Annotated in this window: 17 protein-coding genes and 1 pseudogene; 15 read left to right on the top strand and 3 right to left on the bottom strand. The window is 52.7% G+C overall.

What is annotated here, in order from left to right; translation table 11 throughout:
* Positions 1-113 precede the first annotated feature (113 nt).
* From PACILC2_RS28875 to PACILC2_RS19030, 8 genes and pseudogenes are all read left to right on the top strand, one after another.
* Complete coding sequence (locus PACILC2_RS28875; protein WP_307860647.1) at positions 114-428, top strand: hypothetical protein; 315 nt, start codon at positions 114-116, stop codon at positions 426-428.
* On the top strand, positions 401-1,786 hold the full coding sequence (locus tag PACILC2_RS19060) for a cache domain-containing sensor histidine kinase (RefSeq protein WP_307860646.1): 1,386 nt from the start codon (positions 401-403) through the stop codon (positions 1,784-1,786). The genes PACILC2_RS28875 and PACILC2_RS19060 overlap by 28 nt, the downstream gene beginning before the upstream one ends.
* Entirely contained in the window at positions 1,783-2,949 is a 1,167-nt protein-coding gene (locus tag PACILC2_RS19055) for a response regulator (protein ID WP_213530144.1), read from the top strand. Before PACILC2_RS19060 ends, PACILC2_RS19055 begins: the two co-directional genes overlap by 4 nt.
* Positions 2,950-3,198: 249 nt before the next feature.
* Positions 3,199-3,558 (top strand): Asp23/Gls24 family envelope stress response protein, encoded by a 360-nt coding sequence (locus PACILC2_RS19050; protein WP_062492511.1) that lies wholly within the window; start codon positions 3,199-3,201, stop codon positions 3,556-3,558.
* A 19-nt stretch (positions 3,559-3,577) separates the two neighbouring features.
* A pseudogene (locus PACILC2_RS19045) lies at positions 3,578-5,337 on the top strand (DAK2 domain-containing protein).
* A 19-nt stretch (positions 5,338-5,356) separates the two neighbouring features.
* Positions 5,357-6,217 (top strand): DegV family protein, encoded by an 861-nt coding sequence (locus PACILC2_RS19040; protein ID WP_213530142.1) that lies wholly within the window; start codon positions 5,357-5,359, stop codon positions 6,215-6,217.
* On the top strand, positions 6,214-8,301 hold the full coding sequence (recG, locus tag PACILC2_RS19035) for an ATP-dependent DNA helicase RecG (protein ID WP_213530140.1): 2,088 nt from the start codon (positions 6,214-6,216) through the stop codon (positions 8,299-8,301). Before PACILC2_RS19040 ends, recG begins: the two co-directional genes overlap by 4 nt.
* A gap of 48 nt (positions 8,302-8,349) precedes the next feature.
* Positions 8,350-8,637 carry a stage VI sporulation protein F gene (locus tag PACILC2_RS19030; protein WP_062492514.1) on the top strand — a complete coding sequence of 96 codons (288 nt, stop codon included), beginning with the start codon at positions 8,350-8,352 and terminating at the stop codon, positions 8,635-8,637.
* A 54-nt stretch (positions 8,638-8,691) separates the two neighbouring features.
* On the opposite strand, the gene PACILC2_RS19025 is transcribed toward PACILC2_RS19030, so the two are convergent.
* On the bottom strand, positions 8,692-9,372 hold the full coding sequence (locus tag PACILC2_RS19025) for an SOS response-associated peptidase (RefSeq protein WP_062492515.1): 681 nt from the start codon (positions 9,370-9,372) through the stop codon (positions 8,692-8,694).
* Between the two features lie 114 nt (positions 9,373-9,486).
* Here PACILC2_RS19025 and PACILC2_RS19020 point away from each other — a divergent pair, with 114 nt between their 5' ends.
* Positions 9,487-10,950 (top strand): DUF2515 domain-containing protein, encoded by a 1,464-nt coding sequence (locus tag PACILC2_RS19020; RefSeq protein WP_244863641.1) that lies wholly within the window; start codon positions 9,487-9,489, stop codon positions 10,948-10,950.
* A 93-nt stretch (positions 10,951-11,043) separates the two neighbouring features.
* On the opposite strand, the gene PACILC2_RS19015 is transcribed toward PACILC2_RS19020, so the two are convergent.
* Together PACILC2_RS19015 and PACILC2_RS19010 are read right to left on the bottom strand one after the other, a co-directional pair.
* Complete coding sequence (locus PACILC2_RS19015; protein ID WP_062492517.1) at positions 11,044-11,358, bottom strand: YolD-like family protein; 315 nt, start codon at positions 11,356-11,358, stop codon at positions 11,044-11,046.
* The gene (locus PACILC2_RS19010; RefSeq protein ID WP_280515347.1) at positions 11,355-11,768 is read right to left on the bottom strand and encodes a DinB/UmuC family translesion DNA polymerase; all 414 of its coding nucleotides are present in this window, start codon (positions 11,766-11,768) and stop codon (positions 11,355-11,357) included. Before PACILC2_RS19010 ends, PACILC2_RS19015 begins: the two co-directional genes overlap by 4 nt.
* 216 nt (positions 11,769-11,984) lie before the next feature.
* Between PACILC2_RS19010 and PACILC2_RS19005 the strand changes: the two genes are divergently transcribed.
* The 6 genes from PACILC2_RS19005 to PACILC2_RS18985 all read left to right on the top strand — a co-directional run bounded on the left by PACILC2_RS19005 (position 11,985) and on the right by PACILC2_RS18985 (position 17,895).
* On the top strand, positions 11,985-13,244 hold the full coding sequence (locus tag PACILC2_RS19005) for a site-specific integrase (protein WP_213530136.1): 1,260 nt from the start codon (positions 11,985-11,987) through the stop codon (positions 13,242-13,244).
* A 20-nt stretch (positions 13,245-13,264) separates the two neighbouring features.
* Positions 13,265-14,995 carry a helix-turn-helix domain-containing protein gene (locus tag PACILC2_RS19000; protein ID WP_213530134.1) on the top strand — a complete coding sequence of 577 codons (1,731 nt, stop codon included), beginning with the start codon at positions 13,265-13,267 and terminating at the stop codon, positions 14,993-14,995.
* The gene (locus tag PACILC2_RS18995) at positions 14,992-15,756 is read left to right on the top strand and encodes a hypothetical protein (protein ID WP_213530132.1); all 765 of its coding nucleotides are present in this window, start codon (positions 14,992-14,994) and stop codon (positions 15,754-15,756) included. Before PACILC2_RS19000 ends, PACILC2_RS18995 begins: the two co-directional genes overlap by 4 nt.
* A complete protein-coding gene (locus PACILC2_RS27250; RefSeq protein WP_244863640.1) occupies positions 15,756-16,142 on the top strand; it encodes a hypothetical protein in 387 nt (128 codons plus the stop codon). The genes PACILC2_RS18995 and PACILC2_RS27250 overlap by 1 nt, the downstream gene beginning before the upstream one ends.
* Before the next feature lie 560 nt (positions 16,143-16,702).
* The gene (locus PACILC2_RS27245) at positions 16,703-17,386 is read left to right on the top strand and encodes a hypothetical protein (protein ID WP_244863639.1); all 684 of its coding nucleotides are present in this window, start codon (positions 16,703-16,705) and stop codon (positions 17,384-17,386) included.
* On the top strand, positions 17,383-17,895 hold the full coding sequence (locus PACILC2_RS18985) for a hypothetical protein (RefSeq protein WP_244863638.1): 513 nt from the start codon (positions 17,383-17,385) through the stop codon (positions 17,893-17,895). The genes PACILC2_RS27245 and PACILC2_RS18985 overlap by 4 nt, the downstream gene beginning before the upstream one ends.
* Positions 17,896-18,473 lie beyond the last annotated feature (578 nt).

Raw genomic sequence — 18,473 nt, 5'->3', positions numbered from 1 at the left:
CTGCTCATGGTAAGCTTCATCTATTACCAGCGGGCGACGGAACAGACACGGGATAAAATGACGGAGGCGGCCGAAAAAACATTTCGCAGACGGCCGGTCTGTTCGACCTTTATTTGAAAGGCTACGACAGCGTCACGAAGACGCTGAACAGCAACAACGAGCTGATGCGGCTGCTTCAAAACGGGGGAACGGACGATCCGGTGCTCAGCGTCAATTACGAGCGGCGCATTACGGACATTCTGGGCTCCGTTTTCTTCTCCCGGGACGATATCGTCGGCATTCACGTCATGACGTACGCCGGCAAAGTTTACAGCTTCGAACGCAAGATGGGAGCCGCCAGACAGGAGTTCGCGCAGGAGGACTGGTACCGCATTTTAAAAGAAACGTCGGGCGAAATGAAATGGCTCGGCGTTTCCCGCATTCGCTGATGAGCGAAGGCCATATGGAGCCGGTATTCTCCTTCGGCCGCCAGCTTTATGAATTGAATACGCTGAAGCGGGTCGGCATCGTATTGATCGAGACGGATGCCGGCCCGATTCTGGAAGCGCTCTCGAACGCGAAGCTGGGAGCCGGCAGCAGCGTATCGATTTGGGGACAGGACGGCCGGGTCATCGTTTCGACCGGGACGGACAGGGAGCATGATGAGCCGCTTCGCGAAGCGCCGGAAGCTCCGCAGAAGGACGGGGAGGTCCGCATCGCCCATGAGAAGAAATCGCTTGTCGTGGCGGCCAAAGTGAAAATGACCGGCTGGACGATCGGCTTGCGCGCGCCGAAGGAGGAAATCAATCTGGAGCTCAGGCAGACGCAGCAGTTTTTGCTGACGGTCGTGGCGGCGCTCGTCATCGTCTCCACGCTGCTCGCCACGTTCGTCTCGCGCTCGTTTTCCAACCCGTTCAAGCGTCTCATTCAGCAGATGAAGAAGGTCGAAACGGGAAATTTCAAAGGCTCGGTCGATGTCAATTCCTACGAAGAGCTCAACATTCTGGTCGCCTCCTTCAACCGGATGGTCGGCCGCATCGATGAGCTGGTCGAGCGGATCAAGCTGGCCTCGACAAGCGAGAAAAACGCGCAGCTGCAGGCGCTGCAGTCCCAGGTCAACCCGCATTTTCTGTACAATACGCTCGATATGATCTACTGGATGCTCGACGAGCGGGAGAACGACAGGCTGGGCCGGGTCATTCTGGCGTTATCGCAAATGTTCCGCTACAGCAGCGAATGGGAAGAGGGCGCGCAATCGACGCTGGCCGCCGAACTCGAGCAGATGCGGCATTATTTGACCATTATCGAAATCCGGCTGTCCGGACGGATTCGCGTTGAAATCGCGGCGGACCCCGCCTGGCTGGAAGCGCCGCTGCCGAAGATGACGCTGCAGCCGATTATCGAAAACGCCGTCAAGTACGGGATAGAGCCGCTGAGCGGCAGCGGCGCGCTGCGCGTTTATACGCGGGTGACCGGGCCGGAGCTGCAGCTCGTCGTCGAAGATAGCGGAGCGGGGATGGACGAGGCGCGATTGGCGCGGCTTCGGGCTTCGCTGCAAGCGGAGGAAGACGGGGAAAGGACGGCGGAAGCCGGACGAAAAGGGATCGGGCTGCAGAACGTGCACCGCCGGATCAGGCTCATGTTCGGCGAGCCGTACGGGCTGCGGATCGACAGCGCCGAAGGAAGCGGCACGACCGTAGTGGTGGCGATTCCCAAGACGTGGCGAAGCGGGACGGATTCGAAGGAAGGAGCCCAATCGCTGCGAAGCGAAGCCGCTTCGCTTGCCGGGAAGGAGAGAGACCGATGAATATTTTGATTGTGGACGATGAAAGCGTCATTCGGGAAGGGATCGAACGGACGCTGAAGAAGCATTTTCCGGAGCACCGGATCGATTTGGCGGCGGGACCCGAAGAGGCCGTCCGGCTGCTGCGGTCAAAGCCGGTCGATCTGGTGCTGACCGATATCCGGATGCCGGGCATGACGGGGCTTGAGCTGATGAACATGTCGCGAGGCCGCCATCCCGATATCAAATGGGTCGTCATGTCCGCCTATTCCGAATTTGCATATGCCCAGGAAGCGGTCCGTCTCGGCGCCAAAGACTATTTGCTGAAGCCGATCGGCAAGGAGGCGCTGGTCGAGCTGATCGCCAGAGTGGGGGAAGAGATCGCCAGGGAAAGCGAGTGGTCCCGGGCCCGCTCGCTGCTCGAGACGAACCTGAAATATTTGCGCGAGGCCGTGTTCGCCCGCTGGGTTTCGGGGCTCGACATCGGCCGCCTGGATATGAAATCGTTTATTGAAGACTATCCCCGCTTCCATCTCGTCATGGTCAAAATGGAGAGCGACCGCGCGATGCAGCTCGAGCATTTTATCGTGGAAAACGTTCTTTCCGAGCTGATCGGCCAGTATGGCAAAGGTTTCGTGACGAGCCAGGGCGGCAGCAGTTTGCTCGGACTTGTGGCGGTCGAGGCGGGAGACGGCGTTTCCGGCCTGGTCGACGAGCTGAAGAAGCATCTGAGGCGCTGCCTCAAGGTGCCGTTCCAGGTGCTGCATACCGATGAAATCCGCGATTTCGGCGAAGTGCCCGAGCGGGTGCGCGGACTCGGCGAGGCGTCGGCGACGCAATCGTTCGAACATTATGCCAGCGGCGGCGATCAGGCGATCGAAGTGGCGCTGCAGTATATCAAAGCCCATTACCGGGATGAGCTTACACTGGAAAAAGTGGCTGCGGTCGTTTATTTGAACCCCGTCTATTTCAGCCAGCTGTTCAAGCAAAAGACCGGACGGGGCTTCAAGGAATACGTGACGCAGCTTCGTCTGGAGTACGCCCGGGAGCTGCTGCGCAATCCCCGGATCAAGCTGGCGGATGTGGCCGAACGAAGCGGGTATCAGGATATGCGCCATTTTTCCCAGTTGTTTCGCAGAAAGTACAATGTAACACCGTCCGAATACAGACAGAAGATGAACGGATAAGAGGAGCGAAACGGCTGCGGCGGCGGCAAGTCCGTCCGTTCGCGGTGGTCCTCCTTCTTCGAACGCCGTCAACCGGCTGCGCGGCCGGCTGACGGCGTTTTTGCGCCAAAATCGGTGAAAATCGAATATTTTGCCCCGAAACGGGCCATAATTGTGTCGCATCATCGCGTACGGACTTCAACAATGCCCGATTTTATAGTACAATGTGGAATAGTCCATAATGCACAGAGTAAAAAGGAGTGGATTTCCATGCCTCTGCAGCTTAGCACCGAACTCGGAAAAGTTTATGTAACCGACGAATGCATTGCCGTCATTGCGGGCTCGGCGGCATTGGATTGTTATGGACTGGTAGGTATGGCTTCGCGCAAGCAGCTTAAGGACGGCATAGCGGAATTGCTGGGACGGGACAATTTGTCCCGCGGCGTCGAAGTGCGCCGGGAGAATGACATGGTGCATATCGATTTGTACATCATCGTCAGCTATGGTACGAAAATATCCGAAGTCGCGCACAACATTCAAGCGAAAGTCAAATACGTATTGAATGAAGTGATTGGTCTGAAGGTCGATCATATTAATATTTTTGTGCAAGGTGTGCGGGTATCCAGGTAGGCAGGAAGGGGAATATTTGTTGAGAAAGCGCTTCATTAACGGTTCCGATTTCGCCGGTATGGCACTGCTGGGCGCCGAATATTTGCAGGCGAACGCAGAACAGGTAAACGCATTAAACGTGTTTCCGGTGCCGGACGGCGATACGGGAACGAATATGAACTTGACGATGGATTCGGGCGTACGCGAGCTGAAAAGCAAACCGTCGCCCGCCATCGGAAAAGCGGCCGAGGCATTGTCCAAAGGGCTGCTTATGGGAGCGCGCGGAAATTCGGGCGTCATTCTGTCGCAATTGTTCCGCGGCGTGGCCAAGTCGCTATCCGGTCTCGAGCAAGCCGATTCGGTTCAGCTCGCGGCTGCGCTTCAGCATGGCGTCGATACCGCGTACAAAGCGGTTGTGAAGCCGGTCGAAGGGACGATTTTGACTGTGGCGAAAGAAGCGGCCCGCCACGCGGTGCAGATCGCCCGCCGGACGGACGATGCGGCCGAACTGATGCGGGAAGTGCACCGCAAGGCGCATGAGACGCTTCAGCGCACGCCGGAAATGCTGCCCGTTCTGAAGCAGGTCGGCGTCGTCGATTCCGGCGGCCAGGGACTCGTATATATTTACGAAGGATTTTGGAGAAGTCTGGCCGGCGAAGGCGCGGCGGATACGGCCTTGATCGCGCAGCCGGGGGCTGCGATCGCGCCGCGCAAGCCGGAACGAACCTCGGCGCAATCCCGGCTGGAGACGGAGCATATCGAGTATCTGTACGATATGGAATTTTTATTAACCGGAAGCTGGGCGGTTCCGGAGCGCCGCCTTTCGACGAGGCGGCCTTCCGAAAGGCGCTTGGCCGGGACGGCGATTCCATCATCGTCATTGCCGACGACGATATCATCAAGGTGCATGTCCATTCGAGGCGGCCCGGCGATGTGCTGAACTACGCGCTTCCGTACGGCGAGCTGACCGACCTGCGCATTCTGAACATGCGGGAGCAGCACCGCGACTTGCTCCATCGCGAAGACGAGGCGCTGTCTTCCGGCGCCGACGACGATCCCGGGTCCGTCACCGGCCTCGCGTCCGTGGAAGTGCTCGCGGGACCGACAGGAGCCGGAACGCCGCCGGAGCAGGTGCACGAATGGGCTCCGTTCGGCATTATTGCCGTTGCGCTCGGCGAAGGGGTGGCGGAAATTTTCCGCTCGAGCAACGTCGATATCGTGCTTTCCGGCGGCCAGACGATGAACCCGAGTACGGAAGACTTCCTGAAGGCGATCGAGTCGCTGCCGGCGGAGCATATTTTCCTGCTGCCGAACAACGGCAACATCGTGCTCGCGGCGGAGCAGGCGGCGGAGCTCAGCGACCGGCAGGTGACGGTCATTCCGACCCGCACCATTCCGCAAGGGCTGGCTGCGGCTTTCGCCTTCAAGGAAGAGGAGGACGCCGAGCGGAACGCGGAATGGATGAAGGCGGCCGCGGAACAGGTGCGTTCGGGACAAGTGACGCATGCCGTTCGCGATACGACGATCGACGGCGTTCACATTCGCGAAGGGGATTACATCGGCATCAGCGAGAAGACGATCGTCGTTTCTTCCGGGGATTTGCTGGAAACATGCCGGCAGCTGCTGAATCATATGCTGGAGGGGGGCGGCGAGCTGCTCACGGTGCTGACGGGCGCGGATGCCGATCCGGAACAGACGGCCGCGCTGTCGGACTGGATCGCGTCTTCCTGGCCCGATGTGGAGCTGGAAATCCATGAGGGCGGGCAGCCGCTTTACCCTTACCTGTTCGCCGTCGAATAAACCGAAGGGAGCTGTGACCATGACAGTCCGGATTGTAACGGATAGCACTGCCGATATTCCCCGCGAAGTTCGGGAACGGCTGCGTATCGAGATGGTACCGCTGAAAGTGCTGTTCGGACAAGCGTCCTACCTCGACGCTGTCGACCTGGACGCCGATTCGTTCTATGCCAAATTGGCCGAGGCGCCTTCGCTGCCGACGACTTCACAGCCGTCGCCGACCGAATTTTCGGAGGTGTACGAGCGTATTTTGCGGGAAGATCCCGGCGCTTCCATCATCTCCATCCATCTCGCATCCGTATTGAGCGGAACGTATCAATCGGCCGTTCTCGCGGCGTCCATGCTCGAAGAAGAGGCCGATATTACGGTATACGACAGCAAGTCGGCTTCCTACGGCATCGGTACGGTCGTCGTCGCGGCGGCAGAGATGGCGGCTGCCGGCCGGTCCAAGGAGGAGATTCTGGCCGAGATCGAGGAGATACACAACCGGCTAAGGCTTTATTTTCTTGTCGATACGCTGGAATATTTGCAGAAAGGCGGCCGGATCGGCAAAGCTTCCGCCGTGCTCGGCTCGCTTCTGAATATTAAGCCGATTCTGTCCCTCGACCGGGATGGCGGGGTGATGGCGGTGGACAAGGTGCGCGGCCAGAAGAAAGCGATCCAGCGCATCGTCGATCTGCTGCGGCAGGATTACGAAGGAAAAGCGGTCGACGTCACGATGGCCTGGACGACCTCGCGCGATACGGCCGATCAGCTGCTCGAGCAACTCCGTCCTCATTTCGATATCCGGAAAGTTCATTATACGACGATCGGCGCCGTGATCGGTACGCATGTCGGACCGGGAACGTCGGCCGTATTCATGAACGGTGCGCGCGAAACATGAATCATAAGGACCCGTTATCCATACTGCCGGTCAGGCAGGTCAAAGGCGTGAGCCCACGGAAAGAGAGTGAGCTTCACGCCTTTGGTGTCCGTACGGTTGCGGACTTGCTGGAATATTATCCGTTCCGGTACGAAGATTATCGCATACGCGAACTGACGGAAGCGCAGGACGGAGAAAAAATGACGATTCGGGGAACGATTCGCAGCGCGGGAGCGCTGCAGCGGTACGGACGGAGCAAATCGCGGCTGTCCTGCAAGGTGGAGACGAACCGCGTGCTGATTACCGCGGTCTGGTTCAACCGCCATTTTTTGCAGGACCAGCTCGTCCCCGGACGGGAAATCGTGCTGACCGGAAAATGGGACAAGCAGCGTCTGCAGTTGACGGTCGCGGAGTCTGAATTCCCCGACCGCGGCCCGTCCAAGTCGGGTACGCTCCAGCCCGTTTATTCGGTCGGCGGTTCGGTAACCCAGGCGTGGATGCGCAAAACGATCCGCCAGGCGCTCGAGCAATTCGGCGCGATGATTGCGGAAGTGCTGCCGCGCGAGCTGATCGAGCGCCACCGGCTGATGCCGCGCCGCGAGGCCATCTTTCGCATCCATCACCCGGAGGATACGTCCGATGGACGGGAAGCAAGGCGAAGGCTCGTCTACGAGGAGCTGTTCTGGTTTCAATTGAAGCTGCAGGCGTTCCGGTCGCTCAATCGCAAGCGGACAGACGGCGTAGCGCATCAGGTGAGCGCGGATACGATTCGTTCCTTTGCCGAGTCGCTGCCGTTCGAGTTGACCGAGGGGCAGAAGAAGGCGATCAACGAAATTTTGGTCGATATGCGCCGGCCCTATGCGATGAACCGGTTGCTTCAGGGCGACGTCGGGGCGGGCAAGACGGTCGTGGCGGCCATCGCCTTGTATGCGACCGTCAAATCGGGCCATCAGGGGGCGCTGATGGTGCCGACGGAAATATTGGCGGAGCAGCACGCCCGTTCGCTTGCCAAGCTGTATGCCGGTACCGGCATCGAGGTCGCGCTGCTGACCGGGAGTTTGACGGAACGCCGCCGCAGGGAGACGCTGGCCGGCATTCAGATGGGGCTTACCGATATCGTGGTCGGCACGCATGCGCTCATTCAGGAGGACGTCTTCTTTCGCTCCCTCGGGCTGGTCGTCACCGACGAGCAGCACCGGTTCGGGGTCAATCAGCGCAGCATATTGCGGCGCAAAGGGATGAATCCCGACGTGCTGACGATGACGGCGACACCGATTCCGCGGACGCTCGCGATTACCGCGTTCGGCGATCTGGACATATCGACGATCCGCGAGCGGCCGCATGGCCGCAAGCCGATCAAAACGTACTGGGTCAAACATTCGATGATGGACCGGGTGCTCGGATTCATCCGCCGCGAAGCGGCGGCAGGACGGCAAACGTACGTCATCTGCCCGCTGATCGAGGAGTCGGACAAGCTCGACGTGCAGAATGCGATCGATCTGCAGGCGCAGCTGCAGCAGGCGTTCCCCGATTTGCGCGTCGGGCTGCTGCACGGCCGGATGACGGCGGCGGAGAAGGAAGAGGTGATGCGGGCGTTCGAGACGAACGAGGTGCAAGTGCTCGTCGCCACCACCGTTGTGGAAGTCGGGGTCGACGTGCCGAACGCGACGCTGATGGTCATTATGGATGCGGAGCGGTTCGGGCTGTCCCAGCTTCATCAGCTGCGCGGCCGGGTCGGGCGCGGCGCTCATCAATCGTACTGCGTGCTCGTCGCCGATCCGAAATCCGATGTCGGGCGCGAGCGGATGGGGGCGATGACCGAGACGGACGACGGCTTTGAAATTGCCAGACGCGATCTGGAGCTCCGCGGCCCCGGCGACTTCTTCGGCACGAAGCAAAGCGGGCTGCCGGAGTTCCGGCTTGCCGACATGGCGGCCGATTTCGCCATTCTGGAGCAGGCGCGGGACGACGCAGCCGAGCTGGCGGGCCGGGAAGACTTCTGGCATTCGCCGGAATACGCCGCGCTGCGCGAGCGGCTGCAGCAGGATCCCGTTTTCAAGGGGAGCAGCTCGACTAGGCAACAATGCCTCCCGGGCGGCATATAGTAAAATGATTGCCGCATTGCCCGAACGGCGGGGGAGGTGCCTAAGTCGATGAGCTATCAGAAATACGGTATTCGGCCGGATTTGGTCGAGCGCGTCAAATTCAAGCTGAAAAACCCGGTTGTCAAAGGACAGATCAAGCAGCTGCTGAACGGGATCACCAAATACGACTTGCAGGATCGAGTCAAAGTCAAAAAGCTGGTCCGTTCGGCGGCCCGCATTTTGGGGGAGAAGCTGACGGAGCTGCAGGAAGGGCAAATTGTGGCGTTCGTTCTGGCCCAAAAGATCGACCCGAACAACACCTTCCATTTGCTCAAATTATGGGGCATGTTTCGCTGACCGCCCGCGGTCGGCGAATTTTTTTTGCGGAGACGCGCCGACCGGCGCGATCTTTTACCCGACCGATCCGACCGGCTCGATACAACGGGGGGAATCGTTGCGGACGTTGCCGACTTCGGCGGAAACGGGATACGCCTCCATCAGCTCCTCCGGGTAAGGCTTCAGCAGCGCTCGCAGCCGCTGCGGCTCCCGGTTGGCACGGTCGAGCCATACCGCTTCGTCCTCGGGCCGCAAAATGACGGGCATCCGATCGTGAATGTCCGCCATCAGCGCGTTCGGAGCCGTCGTCAGCACCGTGCAGGTGCTGATTTTCCGGCCGTCCGGAGCGAGCCACGTCTCGTACAGCCCGGCCATCGCGAACAGCGAGCGGTCCTTCATGACGATGCGCATCGGCTGCTTGCCCTGTCCGTCCTTCCGCCATTCGTAAAACCCGTCGGCCGGGATGAGGCACCGTTTGCGGCGCAGCGCCTCCCGAAAGGCGGGCTTGTCCGCCGCCGTCTCCGCGCGCGCGTTAATCATCCGGCTGCCGATTCCCGGATCGTCCGCCCATGGCGGGATCAATCCCCATTTCAGCTCGCCGAGCCGGTTGCGTTTTCCGTCCGATATGACGGCCGGAACCATTTGGCCTGGAGCCACGTTATATTTCGGCCGGTGAAAAGGAATGAACGCATCCTCGATCATAAAGCGGACGATCAGCTCCTCAAGCGTCACCGTCAACGTATAGCGCCCGCACATGCCGCATTCTCCTTTCCGTTCCAAATTAGTATGCAACCATTGTATCATACTTGCGGTTATGCCGGGGTCATCCGGCTCATAATGGTAGTATGGAAGGGAGATGAAAGCACCTTCATGGAGAACCAACCGAAAGGACGCAGCCGCTTGCGAAGCTGGTGGCTTCGGCTGCTGCGTCTTCTGCGCGCCCTGTTCCGTGCGGCGGAATTGCGGAAGCGCGCGTACGCCCCGAAGCCGCCGGCAGACGCCAGCTCTGCGCCGCGGCTCCATCCGGCCGCCGTGGCCGAATTGAAGGGAGCGTGGAAGAAGCTGGCGAAAAGCGCGTCTTCGGCCTCTCTGACGCCGAAGACGAAAGGCGTCGACATGGAAGCGGCATCGCCGCCCGGCACCCCGGCTGCGCCGATTTCGCCCGACATACCGCGGCCTTCCGCGCTGTTTTTGCCGTTTGCGGCGGGCGGTCGAAACGCCGTTTCGCCCGCGATCGCCGTTTCCGGCGGCGACGCCGGGCTTGCGATCGTCAACCGCATCCGCGCCGAAACGGCGCATCTTGGCCGCAACAACGTGACGCGGACGGCGGCGTACCGCGACGTCTTCCTGCGCCGCCGCGAGCTCCATTGGGCTTTGCTCGCCCATATGGTGTCGCGCAACGGCGGCTGGAATATGACCGACCTGCAGGGGGAATGGTTCCCCCGTCTGCTCGGCATGGAGAAACGCAAAGCGACTTTCCGCTTCCTGGAGCGGTCGAACGCGCTTATTTTTCATGACGCCTATCCGCAGCTGCGGCTGTACGAGGCTTCCCTCCACGCCGGCCGAAGCCTGTTCCGGCTGCTGCCGGCGTTCGGCGTGTCGGCGTTCATGCGGCCGGTCTGGGAGCGGTTCTGGCGCGATCGCGATCCCGTGCCGCTGACTGTCGCGCTGATCGTCAACGAACAGCATTATATCGAGGAGCGCGTCGTCCGCAATCCATATTTTCGCCAGCATGTTCTCGGCACGCTGTTTTTCGGCATGCAGTCGCTGCTGCATTTGAACCAGATCGTCTTTCCATATGGCCGCGACGGCGAACGGCTGCAGCTTGCCGGGCTCGTGCTGGACAACTTCTCAAGCCTGCATGAGCGGATCGAACTCGGCAAAGGGCTGTATGCGATTCTGTTCGGCGTCCCCGAGGTGGCTGAAGGGGCGGTCCGTTTCGCCCGTTCGATCCGTCATACCGGATCGCGCGCCGATTATGCGCCGGAGTTGTTCGCTTCGGCCCGGCGCGAAGCTCCGTCCGCCGTCTACAAGCAGCGGCTTGCCGGGGACGGCTTGCTGCAGCCGGGCGCGGAGCGGCTGTACAGCCCGCCGCTGGCGGCAGCCTGGCCGGACATTCCGGTCGAACCGCCGGAGCCGGGCGACTGGTTCGGCCGCTACTCCGATCCGGCGGATTACTTCCGCGAGCTTTCGCTGCCGGCGCGTTTTCGGATGACGGAAGAGCATGCGTTCGGCCTGGCGAAAATCGAATTCGCCGTGCTCGCCGCGCAGAAGCTCGGCGCTTCGCCGAAACCGGATGAAATGTCGGCGGGAAGCGATGGCGAAGAACGATAACGAAAGCGGAACATCATCGAACGGAAGAGCGCCCGGCCCGCCGCCGGTAACCGCTGCTGCCCGGAATTCCGGGCGTCAGATGCCAGTCAGACGTTATAAGACATCAAGGATATCGGATACGGAGATCCAGGTTTCGCCCACCCGAATCCGCCCCTGCGACGCGTCGGCCTTCGTGATCGTTCCTTGCACTGTCTTGTCGCCGTCGGGGCGATAAACGACGACGCTTACCGGCCGCTTCTCTTGAAAAGCGCGCGCAATGCTGCCCGCGATCGCTTCCCGCTGCTGTTCGTCCAGGAGCGGCCTCGGCTTTCGGACTTTTTTCGCTTTCCGGTCGACAAGAGCGTCCCGATGTTCAAACAGCATCATCCGGCTCGATTCCCACAGTCCGTTGCCTTCCAGCTTTTTCATTTATAATGTCCTCCGATCTTGGTTGCCAATACTTTCATTTGACTCGTCCGCTTCAAGGAGGAGCCGAAAAAAATGGCGGCAGGTCCGAATTGCTCCCTGATTTCATCCATCGTCCGTTCCAGCCGCAGCCGCCGCTCGCGTCCGTCGAAAAGCGTCAGCTGCCGGACATCGTCGCTCCGCAGCCCGCCGAGCGACACCCATATTTTGCGGACCGGCTGCCGGTCCCAATGCTTCTGAAACAATTGCTTCGCCGCAGCGAACACTTCCCGGGTAATCTGGGTCGGATCGCCGATTTTCATTTGCCGGGCAAAGCCGCTCGGGCGCTCGAAATCGGCCCCTTGCGCGCCGGCATGCACAATATCGCCCATGTAGCCTTTGCTGCGCGCGCGCTGGCAGATCAGGCTGGACAGCTCCAGCAGTATCTATAAAACTTCGAGCATAATTGTATGTGTGCATTAATAAACAGTATAAACCCTTGATTTATCTAGGGTTTATACTGTTTTTTCGTATTTTCTTTATGAGCATTATTGATGTCTTAACACGATAACATGGATATGGTAACATTTTTACTGTCACGATAATCTATGAGCATAATTGTAAGCTGAAATAGATTCGGGGGTTATAAAATGGACCATAGTGGTTCAATCGTGCCTTTCTCAAGAAGAATTGATGAGTTGCGTTTTGGTGTGCAGAGTGTAGGAATTGAGTTGTGGAAAAGGCATCGTGATAGCGAGCCTGTCGTTAACAGGCATGCTGTGATCGTTTTGCAAAATAAAATGAACGGCAGACTATCTGTTCATCCTCTTACGGAATTTATTTTTCATTACTGGAAATACAGAGCTTACAATTCTCAGAGACTACATGCTAATTACCTCTGCGCTTTCTTAAATTACATACTTATTGAAAATCGTATGAAATACAAACTTACTTCTTTAAAAGAACTACGCTTTTCTCATGCCACAGAGTTCTTGAACAATTTGACGAGAAAAGAAAAATCAAGAATGACGGTTAGAAAGGCGGAAAGAACCTTAACTCTATTTTTTGAGTTCTTAGCGAAGAAAAAACTGTTGGAGCATGTTGACGAAAGTGCCTTTAAAAAGAAGATCCTTTACGGCAAATCGAATCAAAAATATACGGTTTCCCCATTCAAAGGGGTCGTTATGCCGAGAAATAGGCAAGGCCATATAGCTCATGATTTACCTGAACGATATATTTTGCCTTTGATCGAGTTGGCTGTGAAGATCGCGAATCCCATTGCTTTGGGGATTTATATGCAGTGCTTTGGTGGAATTAGACAAGGTGAGCTTGTGAACATTCGAAGATCCGATGTAAATTCTATCGGTTCTTTCGGAGAGTTTGGTTTAGTGGTTCGCCTACAAAAAAGAAACTTGAGAACAGATATTAAAGATAGTGCCGGTGCAAGTGGCGTTAAAAAACCAAGAAGACAAATCGTTTTTCCAATTCAAGACTGGCTACAACAGTTGTATCGAAACCACATTGAAAATTATACTCCTGTGGATGGATCTGATGCGTTATTTGTAAATCGGGATGGCAAAGCCATGTCGGGACAAAGTTACAGGGCATACTTCAGTAAATTAAAAAGAGAGTTTTTGAAGCAACTAAGGAATTCTTCAAATCCGGATGATCTGATTTACGCTATCAAATTGAAAGAATATAAATGGTCCACTCATCTAGGCAGAGGCATATTTACAAATCTTTTAGCAGAAGAAGCTGATAACCCATACGATATTGCTTTGCCAAGAGGTGACTCCAATCTTGCATCATCTCTTGTTTATCAAGGAAATACGGAACGAATGAGAAAAAAACTTGAGGACCGCATGCAACATTTATATAAGGATTACTTACCAAATTTAATTAAAAAATGAATTTTTGGAGAATAAGAAACATGTCGTATTTGAATCCAGCCGAAGCTGCAGAAAAATTAGAAATAGGCTATAAAAGCTTACTACGCTTGTTGAAAAGTGGGGTGCTTACCGGCGCAATAAAAGTACATCGTTCGTGGCAAATCCCTCTCAAAGCCATAGAGGAATACAAGGCATCGTTAAACATTCCTGAGGGATATCTAACTATTGCTGAAATAGCCGAACAACTTAATCTTACCGAACTCTGGGTTGGCAGACTAATTAAGAGAGGGACATTTGCTGGAGCAAAGAAACATAGAGGTTCTTGGATAGTGCCTTCCATCTCTGTAGAGGAGTATATTCAGTCTTCCTCCTCCCCTGAAGGATTCCTTTCATTCCGGGAAGCCGCTGAATATTTATCCGTAGGTGAGTCATGGATCAGAAAATTAGTGTTAAGAGAAATTTTATCGGGCGTGGAAGTCATCAATGGCGTCCGTTACATCCGAAAGGAGTGCATTGACGAATATTTAAAATCGATATCGCCGCCAGAAGGATACGTCTCCGCTGCTCAAGCTGCACAAGAACTATCTCTTAGCAAAACAGCCGTTAATTCCTTGGCAAAAGAAGGGGCATTTCCCGGTGCAAAAAAACAAAAAATACCGTATCATCACGCAGGATGGGTTATTCCAGTTGAGTCCTTAAGGGAATATAAGGAGTCTCGTTCCTTTCCGAGCAATTATATTTCTGGAACAGATATTGCTGCGCAGTTAGAGGTTAGCAAAGCCTGGATTACTAAATTAATCCGAACAGGCGTGATACCTAAAGGTATAAAACACAACAACGAGTGGATTGTTCCAACCGATGAGGCGAACAGGTTTATTGAAAGAGAACGAAAAAGACAACAATCGACACCGCTTGAGTTATTTGAATTTCGGTTGGCTGAACTGGATGTACCGGATACTTTACAAAAAACAGTTGCGCTCTACCGTGAATTTGTAACGTTAAAAATCAATAGCAGCCAAGGCAACAGCCATACGATTCACAATCAAGCCTTAGAGTATATCAGCACATTAAAGCGATTATTCCGTTTGCTAAATACTGAAGTATTCTTAATGGATGCGGAACAATTAGAAATTATCTTTCGAAGTGCAGAAATGGGGATTCGGGATAAACGTACTTTCATTTACTTTTTGGAGTTTTGCACTGGCAAAGGGTTATGTTCATACTCGAAAAGTTATGCAGTCACTCCCCTTCCTGTTGAAGAAAGGGAGATGTACAGTCCGGAACAATTTTTAGCTTATTACAATTATGTTCGGGATGTCGACATTCACATTGAGCAGGCCATCCAAAGTAGGGATTATGCTGTAACATGGCTATATGTCTTAATGCATGTCATTGATGCATGGAGACCATCAGACATTGTTAAGATGCCGAATATTGCGCTGGAGGCCTGCAATTTGCAGACTTTTGACCAACTCAGGGAAACGAAAATCACTCAAGAGCAAGCGCAAGCAGTCATTAATCATCTGTATAAACGGGTGGAACGAATGTATATTAGCAAGACCGGTGCTCTGGGGCATTTCCTCGTCAATCAGGATATGATTGTCCCCACTGCTACCGTTCTTGTGATCACGGAAATTCATCGTAGAATTGAAAATGATAAGCAACTAGTCAGACTTGGCCGAAGAAGATTCACCCATTTTGAAAAGAAATCCATTTTCGGTTATTTTTCGATAAGCGTCCGGATCTTGTTGATTTCCAAAGTCGGAAAATGAATAGGACTCTCTTAACTTATTTCTTTTACAGTGTCGTAGAGGGAAAAGGGAATGCCGATATCGCTTACGAACTGTCTCAACGGATTAGAGGACATACCGATAAAAATTCGACTGCAACATACATTCAAGCAGTAAACAAAGATGGTTCTATAGAACGTGTAAGTCTGAATTTGTTTAACCGGGGGCATTTTGGATGGCTATACCATCTTCTTATTCGTCTCTCTATGCCAAACACGCCGCAGCTAGAGTTAGAGCAAAGCACCGTGTTGATCGAACAATTTCGAAATGATTTTAGTCCTTACCAACTGGAACAACTTAGCTATTTCCTAATCCGGCAGCAACAAAGCAAACAATCTTTGGCTTTGCGACTATCCAATCTTACGGAAAAAGACTTGAACACATTGTTATTTAAAATTTATAAGGGTGAGATGCCCGCCAAGTTGCAGCATGTACAATGCTTGACATACCCAAATTGCACTTCCCCAACTGCTATAAGTTGCCTACATTGTGAAAATGCGATACCAAAAGTTTATATCCTGATTTCGATCCAACATGAACTTGAGCGTTTAATTTCATCGATTCAAAATACCAAATATCCCGCTGTACGTGTCAGGGACCGCAAGTTTTTGTTTCAAATTCTGGATCTGTTAAGTCAGGCAGTGCAGCAATTTGGCAGATCCTATGTTCAAACTTTTATTGATCTTAACAATCTAAAGGAAAAGATGATTGCTATTCAAAATTTACTTAGTGAGGAAGTTTAATGGCTAAATTCCACTCGGCATTACACAGAAGAAAAACCATAGAGGAACTAAGTGATCGAACTATCTTGGAAAGTATTGAGCTGATCACCTTTAGTCGAAATGATCTTCACGAATACAAAGAAATGTTTAGAGAATTGCAACAGAAAGGAGTTATTGTTACAGGAGCTTTTGAAGGCGACTTATGGTCCACCCAAGGTGAATCTAGCAAAATTCTTTTCCGCTTTGATTGCGAACTCTATGGCGAGGTCAACTTGGCTTTAAAATGCTATACAGTACAAAAAATATATAATGGCATTAAAGCACAAACCGTTCGGCTAAATGTAGCAAAAATAAAAGAAGCCATACGAATTACCCGGGGTTTCGACCGGATTATTTATCACATTTAGAAGATGCGTTCAACCGTTTCGGGATGCATAAACAGTTTACCATGGCCACCAGTATAAGGGAATTTCTCGCTTATTATAATCACCCATATTCGGATGCGTATAGCGATTTGTGTTCAATTTTTAATACGAAAGTCTCGAATGTACGCGAATTGCCCAATTTTCATGATATCCTGCTTTTCGATCATGCTTTAGATGAATATTTTAATACCTGTACTACTGACGAAGAAAAATTGAAATTTTATCCACTCTTGTTATGGTGGAGAATCACCCGTATCATTCCCATGCGCCCCGTCGAATTTTATTCATTACGCCGGGATTGCACGTTCAAAGATAATGAGGATAGATATTGGATGGTTTTGCCGAGATAAAAGAAGAAATCTACCCTTCCGGGAAAACTCGAGATAACGGATACTGTCCAGATAAATCAAGAAGTCTTTGAATTTATTGAGGATTATAAACAACTTACATCAGCTTACGATTCTGAATCCTACTATTTGATCTCGTATAAGGCATATCGGAAATACGTAAAAATAAAAACGAAGGAAAAAGCGCGAGAAAAGATGGGCGCTTTCCAATTTATCAATATCATTGATCGATTTTACGATGAAATCGTTACTCCGAAGTACGGTGATTTAGAAAGAATAAAGCCTGGCGATACCAGGCACTTTGCCTTTTGCAACATGATGTTGCAAGGGTTTAATATGCTAACTATTGCCCGTATAGGCGGGCATAACCAACTGGAAACCCAATTGCATTATCATAAACATTTGGATCACTTCGCTTCATCTTTCGTCCATCACGCGGCGCAGATGCTTCGAATGAACCGTAAGAAATTAATGCGGTCAAATTGGGATGTTGGCACTCAAGCTATAATTGCTAAAAGTAGAATCTACCGACTTGATGATTTTCAAGAGACATACAAAGTGGAAAACGGCTATTGTACGGATCACCCATCGCGTTGTCAGGTCGGGGATTGCCGCTTTTGCGAATATTATCTTTTCTCGCCAGATGACGAACAAAAGGGATTGGCATGGCTGAAAGATTGTTCTAATTTGCTGGAAACCAGAATTAAGGAACAATTGGAGCTCATTCGATATGTCACAAAATCAATGAATTACGATTGTACAACGTTGACTTATCAGCAAACGGGCCAAGAAAAGCTATCCTCAGCCTGCAATGAACTGAGGAGATTGATGGATCAAAAAGCAATGGTCGATTCTCACCTTCTGGAGGATGAATTGTGAAAAAGGGAGCACCGCCAAAATATACAGATAAGCAATTAAAAGACATCCTATTAAAATATATCTCAAAGAATCCAGGGAAGAAGATTAATCCTTCCATCTTGGAAAGAGAGACCGGGATAAATCGATTTATTTGGACACGAAGAATGTCAGAGCAAATCGCGAAGCTCAACGAGCCAGTGCAGCAGGGGGTTGCAGGAACTGATGGTGCACTTCCCTTACCAAATGTTGTTGAGCTTGTTGAAACATACTGGAACAATAAAACGGGTTTGATTAACGCATTAGCTCACTATAATGAGATGCTCAATGCCTTGCATCAAAAGGCTAAGAAATATGACACAATTCTTCAGGAAAACCAAGACTTAGTTGCTAAATTGTCGTTAAAAGAAGAGCAGATTAAAACGCTCAAGAACGAGATTAAATTACTAAAAAAACAGTATCTCGAAGTAGCGGTCAAAAGCACATATAAGACCTTCCAAGAGGAAGAAGGGCTTGAAAAATCATATCCATAAATAAAAAAACTGAGGATCGAGCCTTAAAAGCGGATATTGTGAAGATGTATCCCGAGTTATTTGATAATTGATGTGAGGCCAGCATATTCTGCCCTCTGCGGTATTCAACAACTTATGATATAATTGATATTGTGACTAAGCGTGGTCACTGGACAAGCGATCCTCGAGACGGCGGTCAAACCTTTATCTCGACGGATCGCTTGTTTTGTTATAACTGGTGGATTGCGCTGTTTGGGATATTCAATACGCTTCACTGTAGACAACGGTCTACTCGAAATATTGATGGTCTACCGTGGTTTTTATGGTTGACCAAAGTTGACCCAGTTGAGGCAGCACAGCGCCGCGTTTCCTTTCGGCGTATAGACTCGATGATTCATGAATCTGAATTATGATGATTCTTTTCGAAAATTTCTCATAGATGGTCGTTTCTCAGAGGAATAGCTGAAGATTAGAGACTGTAGATCTAAGATATTTGATGATAAATGAAATAATAGCCCGGCAATATGCCTTAATAGATACCTGCATCGGGCAATCAGAACAAGTTTTCTTTTCTGCATTCATGTTTTGCCATCACCAAA

Source organism: Paenibacillus cisolokensis (assembly GCF_018403665.1).
Classification (GTDB): Bacteria; Bacillota; Bacilli; order Paenibacillales; family Paenibacillaceae; genus Paenibacillus_AH; species Paenibacillus_AH cisolokensis.
This window is presented reverse-complemented; position numbering and strand designations above follow the sequence as displayed.

Excerpts from the sequence above, each read along its gene's own strand:
- PACILC2_RS19000 (WP_213530134.1), top strand. The coding sequence starts at position 13,265 with ATGTCGTATTTGAATCCAGCCGAAGCTGCAGAAAAATTAGAAATAGGC.
- recG (WP_213530140.1), top strand. The coding sequence starts at position 6,214 with ATGAATCATAAGGACCCGTTATCCATACTGCCGGTCAGGCAGGTCAAA.
- PACILC2_RS27245 (WP_244863639.1), top strand. The coding sequence starts at position 16,703 with ATGGGCGCTTTCCAATTTATCAATATCATTGATCGATTTTACGATGAA.
- PACILC2_RS19050 (WP_062492511.1), top strand. The coding sequence starts at position 3,199 with ATGCCTCTGCAGCTTAGCACCGAACTCGGAAAAGTTTATGTAACCGAC.
- PACILC2_RS19060 (WP_307860646.1), top strand. The coding sequence starts at position 401 with ATGGCTCGGCGTTTCCCGCATTCGCTGATGAGCGAAGGCCATATGGAG.
- PACILC2_RS19020 (WP_244863641.1), top strand. The coding sequence starts at position 9,487 with ATGGAGAACCAACCGAAAGGACGCAGCCGCTTGCGAAGCTGGTGGCTT.
- PACILC2_RS19025 (WP_062492515.1), bottom strand. The coding sequence starts at position 9,372 with ATGTGCGGGCGCTATACGTTGACGGTGACGCTTGAGGAGCTGATCGTC.
- PACILC2_RS18995 (WP_213530132.1), top strand. The coding sequence starts at position 14,992 with ATGAATAGGACTCTCTTAACTTATTTCTTTTACAGTGTCGTAGAGGGA.
- PACILC2_RS19005 (WP_213530136.1), top strand. The coding sequence starts at position 11,985 with ATGGACCATAGTGGTTCAATCGTGCCTTTCTCAAGAAGAATTGATGAG.
- PACILC2_RS19040 (WP_213530142.1), top strand. The coding sequence starts at position 5,357 with ATGACAGTCCGGATTGTAACGGATAGCACTGCCGATATTCCCCGCGAA.
- PACILC2_RS27250 (WP_244863640.1), top strand. The coding sequence starts at position 15,756 with ATGGCTAAATTCCACTCGGCATTACACAGAAGAAAAACCATAGAGGAA.
- PACILC2_RS19030 (WP_062492514.1), top strand. The coding sequence starts at position 8,350 with ATGAGCTATCAGAAATACGGTATTCGGCCGGATTTGGTCGAGCGCGTC.
- PACILC2_RS19055 (WP_213530144.1), top strand. The coding sequence starts at position 1,783 with ATGAATATTTTGATTGTGGACGATGAAAGCGTCATTCGGGAAGGGATC.
- PACILC2_RS19015 (WP_062492517.1), bottom strand. The coding sequence starts at position 11,358 with ATGAAAAAGCTGGAAGGCAACGGACTGTGGGAATCGAGCCGGATGATG.